At 59.6% G+C, this 16,063-nt stretch carries 13 protein-coding genes; 10 read left to right on the top strand and 3 right to left on the bottom strand.

Features of this window, described 5'->3' with window-relative positions; genetic code table 11:
- Positions 1-79: 79 nt before the first annotated feature.
- The gene (gene metG / locus ACB031_RS02045; protein WP_371138893.1) at positions 80-2,113 is read right to left on the bottom strand and encodes a methionine--tRNA ligase; all 2,034 of its coding nucleotides are present in this window, start codon (positions 2,111-2,113) and stop codon (positions 80-82) included.
- A gap of 186 nt (positions 2,114-2,299) precedes the next feature.
- Between metG and apbC the strand changes: the two genes are divergently transcribed.
- The 4 genes from apbC (at position 2,300) to ACB031_RS02025 (ending at position 6,651) form a co-directional block, all read left to right on the top strand.
- Positions 2,300-3,382 carry an iron-sulfur cluster carrier protein ApbC gene (gene apbC / locus ACB031_RS02040; protein WP_017779010.1) on the top strand — a complete coding sequence of 361 codons (1,083 nt, stop codon included), beginning with the start codon at positions 2,300-2,302 and terminating at the stop codon, positions 3,380-3,382.
- Positions 3,383-3,492: 110 nt separating this feature from the next.
- Positions 3,493-4,137, top strand: a complete 645-nt coding sequence (gene udk, locus ACB031_RS02035) for a uridine kinase (protein ID WP_005300963.1) — start codon at positions 3,493-3,495, stop codon at positions 4,135-4,137.
- A gap of 63 nt (positions 4,138-4,200) precedes the next feature.
- Complete coding sequence (dcd, locus tag ACB031_RS02030; protein WP_005300960.1) at positions 4,201-4,782, top strand: dCTP deaminase; 582 nt, start codon at positions 4,201-4,203, stop codon at positions 4,780-4,782.
- 399 nt (positions 4,783-5,181) lie between these two features.
- Positions 5,182-6,651: an inorganic phosphate transporter gene (locus ACB031_RS02025; RefSeq protein ID WP_371138892.1), complete on the top strand. Its 1,470-nt coding sequence runs from the start codon at positions 5,182-5,184 to the stop codon at positions 6,649-6,651.
- A gap of 726 nt (positions 6,652-7,377) precedes the next feature.
- On the opposite strand, the gene rne is transcribed toward ACB031_RS02025, so the two are convergent.
- Positions 7,378-10,506 (bottom strand): ribonuclease E, encoded by a 3,129-nt coding sequence (gene rne, locus ACB031_RS02020; RefSeq protein WP_371138891.1) that lies wholly within the window; start codon positions 10,504-10,506, stop codon positions 7,378-7,380.
- A 411-nt stretch (positions 10,507-10,917) separates the two neighbouring features.
- On the opposite strand from rne, the gene rluC reads away from it, so the two are divergent.
- Positions 10,918-11,862, top strand: coding sequence for a 23S rRNA pseudouridine(955/2504/2580) synthase RluC (gene rluC / locus ACB031_RS02015; RefSeq protein ID WP_205214720.1), 945 nt, complete (start codon positions 10,918-10,920; stop codon positions 11,860-11,862).
- Complete coding sequence (locus ACB031_RS02010; RefSeq protein WP_371138890.1) at positions 11,862-12,509, top strand: HAD family hydrolase; 648 nt, start codon at positions 11,862-11,864, stop codon at positions 12,507-12,509. The genes rluC and ACB031_RS02010 overlap by 1 nt, the downstream gene beginning before the upstream one ends.
- 72 nt (positions 12,510-12,581) lie before the next feature.
- Here ACB031_RS02010 and ACB031_RS02005 read toward each other — a convergent pair whose 3' ends face one another.
- Complete coding sequence (locus ACB031_RS02005) at positions 12,582-13,163, bottom strand: nucleoside triphosphate pyrophosphatase (protein ID WP_371138889.1); 582 nt, start codon at positions 13,161-13,163, stop codon at positions 12,582-12,584.
- A 246-nt stretch (positions 13,164-13,409) separates the two neighbouring features.
- Between ACB031_RS02005 and ACB031_RS02000 the strand changes: the two genes are divergently transcribed.
- The 4 genes from ACB031_RS02000 to plsX all read left to right on the top strand — a co-directional run bounded on the left by ACB031_RS02000 (position 13,410) and on the right by plsX (position 16,063).
- Complete coding sequence (locus ACB031_RS02000; RefSeq protein WP_017779015.1) at positions 13,410-14,075, top strand: START domain-containing protein; 666 nt, start codon at positions 13,410-13,412, stop codon at positions 14,073-14,075.
- A gap of 250 nt (positions 14,076-14,325) precedes the next feature.
- Positions 14,326-14,847 carry a 23S rRNA accumulation protein YceD gene (gene yceD / locus ACB031_RS01995; protein ID WP_017785364.1) on the top strand — a complete coding sequence of 174 codons (522 nt, stop codon included), beginning with the start codon at positions 14,326-14,328 and terminating at the stop codon, positions 14,845-14,847.
- Between the two features lie 19 nt (positions 14,848-14,866).
- Complete coding sequence (gene rpmF / locus ACB031_RS01990; RefSeq protein WP_005300935.1) at positions 14,867-15,034, top strand: 50S ribosomal protein L32; 168 nt, start codon at positions 14,867-14,869, stop codon at positions 15,032-15,034.
- Positions 15,035-15,043: 9 nt separating this feature from the next.
- Positions 15,044-16,063 carry a phosphate acyltransferase PlsX gene (plsX, locus tag ACB031_RS01985; protein WP_017764487.1) on the top strand — a complete coding sequence of 340 codons (1,020 nt, stop codon included), beginning with the start codon at positions 15,044-15,046 and terminating at the stop codon, positions 16,061-16,063.

Below are 16,063 nucleotides of genomic sequence, written 5' to 3'. Positions count from 1 at the left end.
CGGGAGAGGGGGAGGAGGAAAGAGGGAAAATAAAAGGGAGGCCCCAGGCCTCCCTCATTGTTAACGGCTACGGTAGCGTTTACTTGACGCGCATGCCAGGCTGGGCCCCTTCCTGCGGCTCCAGGATCCAGAGATCCTTGCCACCCGGGCCGGCGGCCAGCACCATGCCTTCGGACATGCCAAAGCGCATCTTGCGCGGGGCCAGGTTGGCCACCATCACGGTCAGCTTGCCTTCCAGATCTTCCGGGTTGTAGGCGGACTTGATGCCGGCAAACACCTGACGGGTCTCGCCGCCGATGTCCAGTTGCAGCTTGAGCAGCTTGTCCGCTTCCGGCACCGCTTCGGCCTTCGTGATCAGCGCCACGCGCAGGTCAATCTTGGCAAAATCGTCGTAGGCGATGGTTTCGCTGATGGGGTCATCAACCAGCGGACCGGTGGCTTTCGGTGCCTGCTCCTTGGCCAGATCCTCTTTGGAAGCCTCGATCATGGCTTCAATCTTGGCCGGCTCGATGCGGGAGAAGAGCGCCTTGAACGGGGCGACAGTGTGGTCGACCAGCGGGGCGGCGATACCATCCCAGCTGAGGGTCTCGGCCAGGAAGGCCTCGGCGCGCTCGGCCAGCAGCGGCATGACGGGCTTGAGGTAGGCCATCAGCACACGGAACAGGTTGATGCCGACGGAGCAGACCGCTTGCAGCTCGGCATCCGCCCCTTCCTGCTTGGCGATGACCCAGGGGGCCTTGTCGTCCACGTAGCGGTTGGCCTTGTCGGCCAGTGCCATGATCTCGCGGATGGCGCGGCTGAACTCGCGGCTCTCGTAGGCCTCGGCGATCACGGTGCAGGCATTGGCAAACTCGGCGTAGAGCTCAGGCTCGGCGCAGGTGGCGGCCAGCTTGCCGTCGAAGCGCTTGGCGATGAAGCCGGCGTTGCGGGAAGCGAGGTTGACCAGCTTGTTGACCACATCGGCGTTGACGCGCTGCACGAAGTCTTCGAGGTTCAAGTCCAGATCGTCGATGCGGCTGTTGAGCTTGGCGGCATAGTAGTAACGCAGGCACTCCGGATCCAGGTGGTTCAGATAGGTGGAGGCCTTGATGAAGGTGCCCTTGGACTTGGACATCTTGGCGCCGTTGACGGTCACGTAGCCGTGCACATTGACCTTGGTCGGCTTGCGGAAGCCCGCGCCTTCCAGCATGGATGGCCAGAACAGGCAGTGGAAGTAGGCGATGTCCTTGCCGATGAAGTGGTAGAGCTCGGCCTCGGAGTCCGCTTTCCAGTAGCTGTCGAAATCGATGTCACCGCGCTTGTTGCACAGGTTCTTGAACGACGCCATATAACCGATGGGGGCATCCAGCCAGACGTAAAAGTACTTGCCCGGGGCGCCCGGGATCTCGAACCCGAAGTAGGGGGCGTCACGGGTGATGTCCCACTGCTGCAGGCCGCTTTCGAACCACTCCTGCATCTTGTTGGCCATCTCTTCCTGAATGGCGCCGGAGCCGCGTACCCAGTCGGCCAGCCAGGTTTCAAACTGCGGCAGGTCGAAGAAGAAGTGCTCGGAGTCCTTCATCACCGGAGTGGCGCCGGAGACGGCAGATTTCGGATCGATGAGCTCGGTCGGGCTGTAGGTGGCGCCACAGCTGTCGCAGTTGTCGCCATACTGCTCCGGGGACTTGCACTTGGGGCAGGTGCCCTTGACGAAGCGATCCGGCAGGAACATGGATTTTTCCGGATCGAACAGCTGGGAGATGGTGCGGCTCTTGATCTTGCCGCCGGCCTGCAGACGACCGTAGATCAGCTCCGCCAGCTCGCGGTTCTCGTCGCTGTGGGTGGAGTGATAGTTGTCAAAGCTGATGTTGAAGCCGGCGAAGTCGGCCTGGTGCTCCTGGGAGACGGCCGCGATCATCTCTTCCGGGGTGATCCCCAGTTGTTGGGCCTTTAGCATGATCGGGGTGCCGTGGGCATCGTCGGCACAGACAAAGTGCACCTGGTGACCGCGCATTCGCTGATAACGAACCCAGATATCGGCCTGGATGTGTTCCAGCATGTGGCCAAGATGGATGGAGCCATTGGCATAGGGAAGGGCGCAGGTTACCAGCATTGTACGAGGATCAGTTGCCATATAGTCGTTCTTGATGTGCTTGTTGGGATGATAGAGTGCCGTGCATGTTACCCGAATTGGGGGTAGCCTGCCTAGGGTTGTGGCTCGTTCTGCCCGCCGGCGCACGCCGGTCGGCAAGCAGGCAAGCCACTGATTTGTGTGCGGTAACCGTTCACCTCAAGATAATGACAAGATAATGAGGAGTTAATGGTGATTGATTCAGTAAAACAGATCCTGGCCGAATTTAAGCCGACAGGGTGGGGCAAGGATCTGGTGGCTGCCGGCTTCGTACGCAGCATCGACAAACAGGGTTCGGCGCTGACCATCAAGCTGGTGTTGCCTTTCGCCGGCCACTCCCTGTTCGAGCAGATCCAGCAGGACTTCGATGCCCGGCTGCGCAGCGTCACCGGTGCGACCCGTATCGACTGGGTGGGCGAGATCGAGGTGGCCAGCATGCCGCGGGCGCAGGGGCTGGCGGCGGTGCAGGGCATTCGCAACATCATCGTGGTCGCCTCTGGCAAGGGCGGGGTGGGCAAGTCTACCACCGCCGTCAACCTGGCGCTGGCACTGCAAAAGGAGGGGGCGCGAGTCGCCATTCTGGATGCGGACATTTACGGCCCCTCCATCCCGACCATGACCGGAACCCTCAAGGAGCGCCCCGTCAGCCATGACGGCAAGTTGATGGAGCCGGTGATGGCCTGTGGCCTCAAGAGCAACAGCATCGGCTATCTGGTCTCCGAGCAGGATGCCACCATCTGGCGCGGCCCCATGGCGAGCAAGGCGCTGGCCCAGATCCTCCACGAGACCCGCTGGGGCGAGGTGGACTACCTGGTGGTGGACATGCCGCCGGGCACCGGCGACATCCAGCTCACCCTGGCCCAGCAGGTACCGACCACGGCAGCGGTGATCGTTACCACCCCTCAGGACGTGGCGCTGGCTGATGCGCGCAAGGGGGTGGCCATGTTCAACAAGGTCAATGTGCCCGTGCTCGGCATCGTCGAGAACATGAGCTACCACGTCTGCAGCGCCTGTGGTCATCATGAGGCGATATTCGGTACCGGCGGCGGCCAGAAGATGGCCGAGCAGTATCAGGTGGCGCTGCTGGGTCAGCTGCCACTGCACATCGACATCCGCAAACACATGGACGATGGCTGCCCGACCGTGTTCGGCGCACCGAAAGGGGAGCTGGCAGAGGCCTATCTGAAACTGGCCCGTCGGGTGGGGGCTGAACTCTATTTCAGCGGAAAACCGATTGCGACCCCCCTCTATACCATGGCGCTGGATGAATAATCGGCGGTCGGCCGTTTGGGGTGGATTTGAGGGTGGGCAGGGCTCACCCTTTTTTATATAATGGATCGGTTTAAACAATCCCCACTGCTCTTCTCTTTAGGTATTTTTCAATGTCTGATACTCAACATTCGTGTGTGATCATCGGTATTGCTGGTGCATCCGCGTCCGGCAAAAGTCTTATAGCCCAAACCATCTATGAAGAGCTGGTGGCCGAGCTGGGAGCCGGTCAAATTGGCGTGATCACCGAGGATTGCTACTATCGCGATCAGACCCACCTGACCATGGAAGAGCGGGTCAAGACCAACTATGACCACCCCAACGCACTGGATCACGACCTGCTGGTACAACACTTGAGCCAGCTGGTGCAGGGGGATGCCGTCAACATACCCCAGTACTCCTATACCGAACACACCCGCATGAGCGATGTGACCCCCTTTGCCCCGCGCCGGGTGATCATTCTGGAAGGGATCCTGCTGCTGACCGACAGCCGCTTGCGCGATCTGATGGATGCCTCCATCTTCATGGATACCCCGCTCGACATCTGCCTGCTGCGCCGCCTGGTGCGCGACGTGCAGGAGCGCGGCCGGACCATGGATTCGGTGCTCAAGCAGTACCAGAAGACGGTGCGTCCCATGTTCCTGCAGTTTATCGAGCCTTCCAAGCAGTACGCGGACGTGATCGTGCCCCGTGGCGGCAAGAACCGCATCGCCATCGACATGCTCAAGGCGCGGATCCGCCATATGTTGATCGGTTGAGAGATATCAAGCCGGGTGATGCCCGGCTTTTTTAAATGAACAATTTGTCAGGAGAGTCGCCCAATGCGTCTTTGTGATACCGATATCGAACGTCATCTGGATGAAGGCAAGATCGTCATTGAGCCAAGACCCGGTATTGAACGGATCAGTGGCGTCAGCGTCGACGTGCTGCTGGGCAACGAGTTTCGGGTCTTTCGCGATCACACCGCCCCCTATATTGATCTGAGCGGGCCGAGCAGCGAGATGGCCGATGCCATCGATCGGGTGATGAGCGACGAAATCCACATTCCCGATGGGGAAGCCTTCTATCTGCACCCGGGCCAGTTGGCGCTGGCGGTCACTTATGAATCGGTTACCCTGCCGGCAGATATCGTCGGCTGGCTCGACGGCCGCTCCTCCCTGGCCCGCCTGGGCCTCATGGTACATGTGACCGCACACCGCATCGATCCGGGCTGGTCCGGTCGCATCGTGCTGGAGTTCTACAACGGTGGCAAGCTGCCGCTGGCGCTGCGCCCCAAGATGAAGATCGGTGCGCTGAACTTCGAGATGCTCTCCGGTGTGGCGGCGCGTCCCTACAACAAGCGGGAAAATGCCAAGTACAAGAGCCAGCAGGGCGCCGTGGCCAGCCGCATCAACCAGGACTGATCTGGCCTGCGTGATCCTTGGCCGTCGACAAGAGACAACATGCTAAAGAAGGGCGCCCGCAACGGCGCCCTTATCCATGGTGGTGGCAACCTGCGTCGGCAGGGAAGTTGTCGGTTCCTTGTGCAATTTTCCCTTTTGGATCGGTCCAAGATTGACGCAACGCGCACCTGTGGAGGGGGATTGGAGTGGCCAGAAATGATGAATTGTTCCCGTTTGGGGACTGTTTTTGTCAGGCAAGGTCTGTTTAATTAATCCAAGACAAGCCGCATGGTGACTGGCGCTAAGCTATTTTTTGGCTGAATGCTCTTTTTTTTTCTTACTGAAATATTTCAACAACGGGTATGGCGTTACCAGCCTTCTGGCATAATCCGCCGCAACTCATAAACAGGTTCGTTTTTTATGTTTGAAATGTTTAGTGGTTTGGGTTTGTGGTGGTCAATCGGTTTGGTATTGGCCGTTTTTTTTGTGTTGGCTTATGAATTCATCAATGGCTTTCACGATACCGCCAACGCGGTAGCAACGGTCATCTATACCAAGGCGATGCCGGCACATACGGCCGTGGTGGCCTCCGGTCTGTTCAACTTTGCCGGGGTCATGATGGGCGGGTTGGGGGTGGCCTATGCCATTGTTCACCTGCTGCCCATCGATCTGCTGCTCGGAATGGACTCTACCCAGGGTCTTATCATGGTGTTCTCCCTGCTGTTTTCCGCTATCGTGTGGAACCTGGGCACCTGGTTCTTCGGGATCCCCGCATCCAGCTCGCACACGTTGATCGGCTCCATCCTGGGGGTAGGCGGCGCCTATGCCTGGATCAACCATCAACCGCTGCAGGAAGGCATCAACGTCGGCAAAGCGATCGATATCATGCTCTCCCTCATCATCTCGCCCACCGTCGGTTTCATCATTGCGGCCATACTGCTGTTTGCCATGAAACGTGTCTGGCAGAGCAGCAAGATCCACAAAACACCGGAAGAGCGCCTGCTGGTGGATGGCAAGAAGCATCCGCCGTTCTGGGCTCGCCTCACGCTGGTAGCTTCTGCCATGGGGGTCAGCTTCGTGCACGGCTCCAACGATGGCCAGAAGGGTATCGGTCTGGTGATGCTGGTGCTGATCTGCATGGCGCCGGCCTACTTCGCGCTGGATATGAACAGCCGCTCCTACGATCTGGATCGCACCCAGGATGCCAACCAGCGCATCATGGAGATCTATCAGCGCAACCATGAGCTGGTTTCCAAGGTGGTGGACTTCAAGGTGCCTGCCCAGGCCCAGGAAGAGCTGATGACCCACTGCGCCGCCTCCGGTGCATTGCAGGCCATGGCCACCCTGGACAATCGTCTTGCCCAGGTGCGCACCTATGAAGAGATGGACCTGACCGATCGCCGTGAAGTACGTCGCCTGCTGCTGTGCATCGACGATACCGCCCGCAAGGTTTCCAAGCTGCCGCTGCCGGCCAAGGAGCTGACCGATCTGGCCAAATGGCGCAAGGATCTGACCGCGACCGCCGAATACGCGCCGACCTGGGTTATCGTCTCCATCGCCCTGGCGCTTGGCTGCGGTACCATGGTGGGCTGGCGTCGTATCGTCTACACGGTAGGCGAGAAGATCGGCTCCTCCTGCATGACCTATAGCCAGGGGATTGCAGCCCAGATCACGGCAGCTGCCTCCATCGGTATCGCCAGTTTGACCGGCATGCCGGTGTCCACCACCCATATTCTCTCCTCTGCGGTAGCGGGGACCATGGTGGCCAACAAGTCGGGTCTGCAGAGCCAGACCATCAAGACCATTCTGATGGCCTGGGTGCTGACCCTGCCGCTCACCATGCTGCTCTCCGGTGGTCTGTTCCTGATCAGCAACCATCTGTTCAGTTGAACCAGTTCCATCTGATTGTCAAAAGGGCCCCAAGGGCCCTTTTTTCATGTCTTCAAAACAAACACTCAGCCATACCTTCGTAGTTGACGAGGATGCCAATGCTCTCGTTATATGCCATCAAACTAAATATTTGAAAACAATGTAAAAGACTCGTCACTGATCTCACCCATATCACGACCTTCAAAGAAACCCGTCTACAAAGCGAGGGGATTTGACATCAACAAAAATGTGGCCCGTTAGACCAGTCACTCAAGTCATGGGGAGGCCAATCGGCGCGAGCAGCAGAGTTCAGATGATGTAACGAGGCAGTCAGATGTGCGTTGGTGAATATCCGATAGAAGAAATGGACAGTGTGCAACGCCATGAGCAATGTTCTGCTCCGCTATCACAGCTTCACTGCTTGGAAAGCCGGCGGGAATGGGGGGGAGCAAGCCGTATTAACCGCGGTTTCAACTGACCATGTCTGCTGTCGTAAAACGACCGGGGTTTCAGATCATATGGATGTATCAGAAGCGTGAAGCCTGGATAGTGGGGTAGGGAAGCATGACGGGTAACCATCAGCAGTGCGAGAAGCCAGGGTTAGGTTTGCACAGAGTGGCATAAAGAAGATGAGCAGACGGTAATGGACCGGGTTGCAGGCGCTGCTCCTGGGTCAATACGAGCTACATAGAGAGATAAAAAAAGAGCCACACACTGTGTGGCTCTTTTATCAGGCTAGCGGGTCAATCAGGGACGACCGGCCGGGCTGGTAGCGACGTTGACGGCGGCAGTACTGCCACCATGGCGGCCGGAAGTGGCCACTTCGCTGCGCACCAAGGGTGCATACTCGACCGGCTTGCGTGCCGGCAGGGCAGGGGCGGCGGCCGGAGTTGCCATCGGGGCAGAGGCCTTGCGGGCACCAGCCAGCAGGCTGCCACCGCGCTTGACCTGCTTGGCAGCCGGGGCTGCGGTTGCGGGTTCAACCTTGGCAGTCTCTGCAGCGACAACAGGCTCGGCCACAGCGGCAACCGGTTCAACGGCCGGTGCGGCAACGACGTCTGCAACTGCCGGGGCGGTTTCGACGGTCGCTTCCACAACCGGCTTGGTCTCGACAACCGGAGTCTCAACAGCCTGTACGGGCTCAACGACCGCCTCTACCACGGTTTCCACTGCAACAGGCGCGGCTTCAACAGCAGCAATGACCGGTTCGGCCACCACGGGGGCGGTTTCGACGACGGTTGCTACCGGTTCAGCGGCGACAACGGCTTCGGCCTGCTCGCGGGCTTCTTCGGCGACGGCCTCGGCAACCACGTGCTCGGTCAGGGCGGAGGAGGCCTGCAGGGCAGCAGCAACGGCTTCAGCGCTCGGGATGGTGATCACGGGCACAGCCGGCTCTTCCACTTTGACCTGGGCTGCATCGGCTTGCGCGGCGGCAGTCAGAGTCGGTGCAGCGACTTCGGCAGTCTGCTCTTCATCGTCACGCTGGCTGCGAGCTTCTTCGTTGATGCGCTTGCGGCGTTGGCCTTCGATACGTTGATTGCGCGGAGTTCGGCGGGAACGACGCTGGCCTTCTGCCTGCTCATCCTGCTGTTCAGTCGCGTCAACGGCATCGACGGCGGCAACCGGCGCTACATCGGCAGCGTGGGCAACAGCGGCGTCATCGGCAGGCGCATCGACGCGGATCTGCTTGCGCAGTTGGCGGCGTTCGCGGCGCTCGGCCACTTTCTGCTCTTTTTCCTGACGCTGTTCCACGTTGGTGACAACGGCTTCTACGCTGTCCAGCGTGTCAACCACCACCTCGGCACGGGGTTCACGCGGAGCGCGGGGCTCACGAGCCTGACGCGGGGCACGGGGTTCGCGCTCCTGACGCGGCTCACGAGCCTCGCGAGGTTCACGTTCCATGCGCTGTTCGCGCACCTCACCACGGGCTTCACGTTCCTGACGCGGCTCACGCTCTTTGCGCGGGCGACGGTTGCGGCCTTCGCCGTTCTCGCGGCTGGCCACGCCTTCGCGCTTCTCGCCGGCATCGCCGTTGCGGCTGCTGCGGTTGTCGTCACGACGACCACGTTGACCACGGCTGCGGGATTCATCGCGCTGATGACGGTGACCGTCCTCTTTGCGAGCCTCGCGCGTTGCCGGTTTCTCGGCAGGCGCGGTGACCTCGGCGCTGTCAGCATTGCCGCCGAACAGGTTGGAGAGGCTCTTGAACAGCTTGCCGAACAGGCCCGGCTCTTCGGCAACCGGGGCTGCAACAGGGGCGGGGGCCGCCGGCGCAGCCGGTTGCGGTGCCTGGACGAAGCCTTGCAGCAGGGGCTGCTCGCGCTCGATGGTCTGGGCCTGTTTGGGCTGGTAGACCGGCTTGGCAATTTCGGTTTTCAACTCGTAGCTGGCCGCTTCCGGGATCTCGTTCTGACGGATGCGGGTCACTTCGTAGTGCGGGGTTTCCAGGTGCTGGTTCGGAATGATGTAGACACGCACATCATTGCGTTGTTCCAGGCTGGCGATGGAGCTGCGCTTCTCGTTGAGCAGATAGGCGGCGACATCGACCGGCACCTGAGCATGCACCTGCTCGGTGTTGTCCTTCATCGCCTCTTCTTCGATGAGACGCAGGATGGACAGCGCCAGTGACTCGTTGTCACGGATCACGCCCTGACCCTGGCAACGGGGGCAGATATGGCTGCTGGACTCGTTGAGGGAGGGACGCAGACGCTGACGAGACATCTCCAGCAGACCGAAACGGGAGATCCGGCCAAGCTGGATGCGGGCACGGTCCTGATGCACGGCTTCACGCAGACGGTTTTCCACTTCGCGCTGATGGCGAACCGGCGTCATATCGATGAAGTCGATGACAATCAGACCACCCAGGTCACGCAGACGCAATTGACGAGCAATCTCGTCGGCCGCTTCCAGGTTGGTCTGCAGCGCAGTCTCTTCGATATCGCCGCCCTTGGTGGCGCGGGAGGAGTTGATATCGATGGAGGTCAGCGCTTCGGTCGGATCGATCACGATGCTGCCGCCGGAGGGCAGGCGCACTTCACGCTGGAAGGCAGACTCGATCTGGCTCTCAATCTGGAAGTGGTTGAACAGGGCAACTTCACCCTTGTACAGCTTCACGCGGTTGAGGAAATCGGGACGTACCAGCTCGATGTGTGACTTGGCGCGTTCGAAAATGACCGGGTTGTCGATCAGGATCTCGCCCACATCGCGGCGCAGGTAATCACGGATGGCTCGCACGATGACGTTGCTTTCCTGATGGATCAGCACCGGCGCGGAGCGGCTCTGTGACGCCTTGTGGATGGAGTCCCAGTGGTTGAGCAGAACGTTCAGATCCCATTCCAGCTCTTCCGGGGACTTGCCCACACCGGCGGTACGCACGATGAGGCCCATGCCGTCCGGCACGGTCAGGCCGCTCAGGGCTTCTTTCAGTTCAGTCCGTTCATCGCCCTCGATGCGACGGGAGATACCGCCGGCACGGGGGTTGTTCGGCATCAGCACCAGGTAGCTGCCGGCCAGACTGATGAAGGTGGTGAGGGCTGCACCCTTGGTGCCACGCTCTTCCTTGTCGATCTGGACGATGACTTCCTGGCCTTCGCGGACCACTTCTTTGATGTTGGGACGACCCTGATAGGAGTAACCGGAGGGGAAGTAATTGCGGGCGATTTCCTTTAACGGCAGGAAACCGTGGCGCTCGGCGCCATAGTCGACAAAAGCAGCTTCGAGACTGGGTTCTACGCGGGTGATTTTGCCCTTGTAAATGTTCGCTTTCTTCTGCTCGTGTCCCGGACTTTCAATATCCAGATCGTAGAGCTGTTGTCCGTCAACCAGCGCTACGCGCAACTCTTCTTCCTGAGTCGCGTTGATTAGCATTCTTTTCATTGAGTTCTCGTTATTTTGTCATTTTGATTTCCTCCACAGGATCCTGCCGGCGCCGGCCTCGGGTCTTCAGCATACTGGGGCAACCTCCCGGTTGGGGTATGCATGAGGCGCAAACTAAGGGCACTCTGGTTCAGCCTTCTCGAGAAGGCATGAAAAGGATACCGGTGTGGAGACAAATAGGCGGTTCTGTTTGCGTTCTCCATGCGCTGTACCTCGCACCCGGGAACCGTCATGTTCTTGTATACACGGTGTTTCGGGATTGGGTGGCATAATTTTTGGCCACTTAGTACAAGGCTTGAACACAATGACAAAACCTTGTTTATTATCCCATTTAAATCACTTTTATAGCAAGGCGCCATTTTTCAACAAAGCATGCAGCCAAGGGCCGTCGGCAGTGTTAAAATCCGCGTCATGACACAGATACAACAACAAGTGCAGCTGCTCACCATCGAAGCTGAGCATGACGGGCAGCGCATCGACAATTTTCTCAAGACTCAGCTAAAGGGCGTCCCCAAGAGCCTGATCTATCGCATCCTTCGCAAGGGGGAAGTGCGCGTCAACAAAAAGCGCATCAAACCGGAGTACAAACTCTGCGCCGGTGACGAGGTACGGGTTCCTCCCGTGCGGGTCGCCGAAAAGAACGAATTGCCCTCGGCCAACCTTGGTAGCATCCAGCGTCTGGAGAGCCAGATCCTGTTTGAAGACGACGCCATGATCGTGCTCAACAAGCCGTCCGGCATGGCCGTTCACGGCGGCAGCGGGCTGAGCTTCGGGGTCATCGAAGGGCTGCGAGCCCTGCGCCCGGAAGCCCGTTTTCTGGAACTGGTGCATCGTCTCGATCGCGACACTTCCGGTGTGCTGCTGGTCGCCAAGAAGCGCAGCGCCCTGCGCAGTCTGCACGAGCAGCTGCGGATCAAGACCATGCGCAAACAGTACCTGGCGCTGGTGCGTGGCCAGTGGCAACCCCACGTCAAGGTGGTCAATGCGCCGCTGCGCAAAAATGACCTGCAATCCGGCGAGCGGGTCGTGCGGGTCAGTGCCGATGGCAAGCCATCTGAAACCCGGTTTCGCATTGCCCGTCAATTCGCCGAGGCGACCCTGGTTGAGTGCAGCCCGATCACCGGCCGTACCCACCAGATCCGGGTGCATACCCTGCATGCCGGCCACCCCATCGCGTGTGACGACAAGTATGGAGAAGCGGCATTTGACGAGAAAATGCGCAGCCAAGGCCTGAAACGGCTCTTCTTGCATGCCTGGCGGCTGACCTTTACCCATCCGGCCGATGGTCGCGAGATGCAGGTCGAAGCGCCCCTGTCGCCTGAGCTCGAGACCTTCCTCAACGGATTGGCACGCTGATGACGCAGATCCGGCTCGCCATTTTCGACTGGGACGGTACCCTGATGGACTCGGTGGGCCGGATAGTGGCCTGCGTGGCTGCCGCGGCCCGTGACTGTGCCGAGCCGGTACCCACCGCCACTGAGACTCATCAGATCATCGGCCTCAGTCTGGAGGTCGGGATCCCCCGGCTGTTTTCCCTGGAGCAGGGCGGTGAGCGAGCCAATGCTCTGATCGCCCGCTATCGCCACCACTACCTGCACGATGCTACTCCCAGCCCCCTGTTTGCCGGAGCGAGGGAGCTGCTGCACGGCTGGCACGAGCAGGGCATTGCGCTGGCGGTGGCAACCGGCAAGTCACGGCGGGGGTTGGACAGGGTACTGGATGAAACCGGATTGCGGCCACTCTTTGCCGTCACGCGCGGGGCGGATGAGGCCAACTCCAAGCCTGATCCCCTGATGTTGACCCAGATCTTGACCGAGCTGGCTCTGGTCCCGTCACAGGCGGTGATGATAGGTGACTCCATCCACGACATGGCGATGGCCGAAGCGCTGGCCATGCCGCGCATCGGCGTAAGCTGGGGCGTGCACGACCGGGGGCGCCTGCAGGCCCATCATCCGCTGGCGGTGGTCGATACCATGGCGGAGCTGAGGGCGCTACTGGGTTGATGACAAGCACCGGGATGCAATAAAAAACGGAAGCCAAGGCTTCCGTTTTTTATTGCCAACATTCTGCCTCCATCAGGGCAGAGAGAGGCCGTGGCGCTCCAACAGTTCGATCAGTCCGATCAGCGGCAAGCCGATCAGCGCATTGGGATCGCGTCCCTCCAGAGCCTTGAACAGCACGATACCCATGCCTTCACACTTGAAGCTGCCGGCGCAGTCGAGGGGACGTTCGGCCTCCACATAGCGGCGGATAGCCTCCTCATCCAGCTGGCGAAAATGGACGGTGAAAGGCTCAACCAGCTGCTCGACCAGGCCGGAGGCCGCATTCAGTACGCACAGGCCGGTATAAAAGGTGATGCTGCGCCCCTGGGCCGCCATCAGCTGGGCTACCGCTTGTTCGACCGTTCCCGGTTTCCCCAGGATCCGGCCATCGCAGACGCATACCTGATCCGAGCCGATGATCAGCCCTTGATCACGCAGGCCGGTAATGGCGCTGGCCTTGGCATGGGCAAGGCGGGCCACCAGCGCCTGTGCCTCTTCACCGGGCAGCACAGATTCATCGACTTCGGGCGCAGCGCACTCAAAGGGGAGGCCCAGCTTTTCCAGCAAGGCTTTGCGGTAACGGGAGGTGGAGGCGAGGATCAGGGGGTGCGACATGGCAATCAGGTATCCAGGTTCAGAAACGGGCAAGCGCCGATGGTATCGCCACCGGGCGGCGAGGGCAAATATAGCCGTGGTCGCAAGCGGGTGATCCTGCTCGATGCGCTGGCCTTGCTCAGAACACAGTGCGCGTCGGCTACATCTGGCTGATGGAGTGACTTGGTTTGGCTCCCCGTTCACTGACTGTCTCTGTCCCGTCCGAAAACGGCTATAAGCATAAGAGCGGGGTAACGGAGCGATGAGATGAACAAGCTGGGGGCATGGTTGTTGTGGCTGCTCTGTCTGCCCGTCTGGGGACAAGGCTGGCACCTGCAGGCAGGGGAGGAGGGCATACTGCTGTGGACCCGCCCTCATCCACCCGGCGCCTTTCTGGCCTTGCGACTGGAGATGTATGTGGCAGCGCCCCCTGCGGCGCTGCTCGCGGTGCTGCGTGATACCGGTCGACATCAGGAGTGGCTGCCCCAAAGCCTGGAGGTGAGGGTATTAGCCAAGCCCGCCCCCGATGAGGATATTGTCTATACCCGCCTCGCAGCCCCCTGGCCCGTACAGGACCGGGAGCTGATCACCCATTCCCGCCTGCAACGGCTGCCAGATTGCGGCCTGGTGCTGAGCGTCTGGGCGGCCCCCGATGCTTTGCCGCCTTATCCCGGCCGGGTGCGGATCCGCACCAGTGAAGGACGCTGGGAAGCGCTGCCTCAGCTGAACGGCACGACGCTGGTGCGCCTCGAAACCTATACCAACCCGGGCGACACGCTGCCAGCCTGGCTCGTCAATCCCATGGCTGCCGACGCTGCGCTGCAGAGTTTTCGCGCCATTCGCCGCCTGATGGAGGGCGCCCCGGTGGGGCTCTGTGCCTGTCTTCATCAGCGACGTGGTGGAAAGCATGGTGCTTGTAGCGCCACCCCTTGACTGCGGCAGGGTGAGGAAGCGCGGGCGAATTGGACAAGCAAGTGACGGCGGGACGGTCTGACAACTGTCTGGGGCCTGACGCACCAGCAAATCCGGCCAGGATCCGGTGTCGGATCCGCAGGTTTGTGGCATAATCAGGCACCGGTGAGCGCAAGTTCCGCCATGTGCGGGGGTTGTGAGGTTAAAATCATCGGCGGTAAGGACTTTTTCCTTTGACTATCAGTTGTTGGACCTATAATATTCGCGCCCTATGCAAAAGGTGAAGTTGCCCGTAAAGGTTGATCCAGTCCGTAGTGCCTCGAAGCTGCTCGATTATGTCGGGATAGTGGAAAAGTCGCAGATGCCCAGGCTGGAGGAATCAACCGCAGGCTTGCGGAGTGATATCGATGTATCGCTGCACTTTGGCAAAGATGTCCAGAAGTTGACCGTTATGAAAGGCACTGCCCATGCCAAGGTTGACCTGGTTTGCCAGCGTTGTGGAGAGACATTCGAGCATCTCTGTGAAGCTGAATTTATCTACACTCCGCTGTTCGAAAGAACAAACGAGGAAGAACTGCCGGAAGCTTATGAGCCCATTGAATTGGACGAAAACGGCGAGATGGATCTTCATCAAATCCTGGAGGATGAACTCATCCTCTCGTTGCCGCAGGTGGCCATGCATTCTATGGATGCTTGCCCGCGCGGTAACATGGAGATGACCTGGGGTGAAATCGAACCTGCTGATGAGCGGCCGAATCCCTTTGCAGTTCTTGAAGAGCTTAAACGTAAGTGAATTTAGGAGTTAGCCTACAATGGCCGTACAACAGAACCGTAAAACCCGTGCCAAGCGTGGCATGCGTCGTTCCCACGATGCGCTGACCACCGCTGCCCTGACTGTTGATCAGACCAGTGGCGAAATTCATCGTCGTCACCACGTGACTGCCGATGGTTTCTACCGCGGTAAAAAGGTAATCGCTTAAGGATTGCCTTTGTCTACGCAAACTGTCGCGCTAGACATCATGGGGGGAGATATTGGCCCCTCGGAAACAGTGCCTGCCGCCGTGCAGGCACTGTCTCTTTTACCCCAGCTGAAATTGATCCTGGTCGGTGACCAGCACCAGACCACCCCCCTCCTGCAGCAACATGGTTTGCTCAATCACCCTCGTGTCCGTTTTGTACATGCCTCCCAGGTCGTTGGGATGGGCGACAAACCGATCGTGGCACTGCGCACCCTGAAAGACTCCTCCATGCGAGTCGTACTCAATCTGGTCAAGGGCGGCGAAGCCGATGCCTGTGTCAGCGCCGGCAACACAGGTGCACTGATGGCCATGGCCAAATGCGTGCTCAAATCCCTGCCCGGCGTCGACCGACCCGCCCTCATCAAGGCGCTGCCCACCCTGTCCGGCCAACGCACCGTGATGCTGGATCTCGGTGCCAACGTCAGCTGCGATGCCGACACCCTGCTGCAGTTTGCCGTGATGGGCTCAGTGGTGGCTGAAAAGGTGGAGGGGGTTGCCACTCCCAGGGTGGCCCTGCTCAACGTGGGGGAGGAGGAGATCAAGGGGAACGATCTGGTGCGCCACAGTGCCGAACTGCTGCGCCAGTGCCAGGCGCTCAACTTTGTCGGCTTTGTTGAAGGGGATCGAATTTTTAGCGGCGATTGCGACGTGATCGTCTGCGACGGTTTTGTCGGCAACGTCGCCCTCAAGACGGCGGAGGGGGTGGTGCGGATGATGGCCCAACTGGCCGGATATCCCCGCAAGAAACGCAGTTTTCTTGGCCGTATCGCCGGATTTATGTTCAAACGACGTTTTTCTTACCTGAACCCCGACCAGTATAACGGTGCAAGTCTGTTAGGATTGCGCGGCATTGTGGTAAAAAGCCATGGGCGTGCCGAACGGCGTGCCCTGTGTAACGCGATCCTGCTGGCCGCGCAAGAGGCCAAGCATCAACTTCCATTGCAAATCGCAGATCGCCTTGAATCTGTCTTTTCCGACAGGGATCTATAA

Origin of the sequence: Aeromonas sp. S8(2024) (assembly GCF_041403085.1) — a bacterium.
In the GTDB taxonomy this organism is placed as follows: domain Bacteria; phylum Pseudomonadota; class Gammaproteobacteria; order Enterobacterales; family Aeromonadaceae; genus Aeromonas; species Aeromonas dhakensis.
The sequence above is the reverse complement of the archived record's forward strand: the minus strand, read 5'-3'. Positions and strand labels throughout refer to the sequence as shown.

What these genes read in the sequence shown, in the direction of transcription:
- rluC (WP_205214720.1), top strand. Translation starts at nt 10,918, where the DNA reads ATGACACAGATACAACAACAAGTGCAGCTGCTCACCATCGAAGCTGAG.
- ACB031_RS02005 (WP_371138889.1), bottom strand. Translation starts at nt 13,163, where the DNA reads ATGTCGCACCCCCTGATCCTCGCCTCCACCTCCCGTTACCGCAAAGCC.
- ACB031_RS02025 (WP_371138892.1), top strand. Translation starts at nt 5,182, where the DNA reads ATGTTTGAAATGTTTAGTGGTTTGGGTTTGTGGTGGTCAATCGGTTTG.
- dcd (WP_005300960.1), top strand. Translation starts at nt 4,201, where the DNA reads ATGCGTCTTTGTGATACCGATATCGAACGTCATCTGGATGAAGGCAAG.
- yceD (WP_017785364.1), top strand. Translation starts at nt 14,326, where the DNA reads ATGCAAAAGGTGAAGTTGCCCGTAAAGGTTGATCCAGTCCGTAGTGCC.
- ACB031_RS02000 (WP_017779015.1), top strand. Translation starts at nt 13,410, where the DNA reads ATGAACAAGCTGGGGGCATGGTTGTTGTGGCTGCTCTGTCTGCCCGTC.
- ACB031_RS02010 (WP_371138890.1), top strand. Translation starts at nt 11,862, where the DNA reads ATGACGCAGATCCGGCTCGCCATTTTCGACTGGGACGGTACCCTGATG.
- rne (WP_371138891.1), bottom strand. Translation starts at nt 10,506, where the DNA reads ATGAAAAGAATGCTAATCAACGCGACTCAGGAAGAAGAGTTGCGCGTA.
- apbC (WP_017779010.1), top strand. Translation starts at nt 2,300, where the DNA reads ATGGTGATTGATTCAGTAAAACAGATCCTGGCCGAATTTAAGCCGACA.
- udk (WP_005300963.1), top strand. Translation starts at nt 3,493, where the DNA reads ATGTCTGATACTCAACATTCGTGTGTGATCATCGGTATTGCTGGTGCA.
- rpmF (WP_005300935.1), top strand. Translation starts at nt 14,867, where the DNA reads ATGGCCGTACAACAGAACCGTAAAACCCGTGCCAAGCGTGGCATGCGT.
- metG (WP_371138893.1), bottom strand. Translation starts at nt 2,113, where the DNA reads ATGGCAACTGATCCTCGTACAATGCTGGTAACCTGCGCCCTTCCCTAT.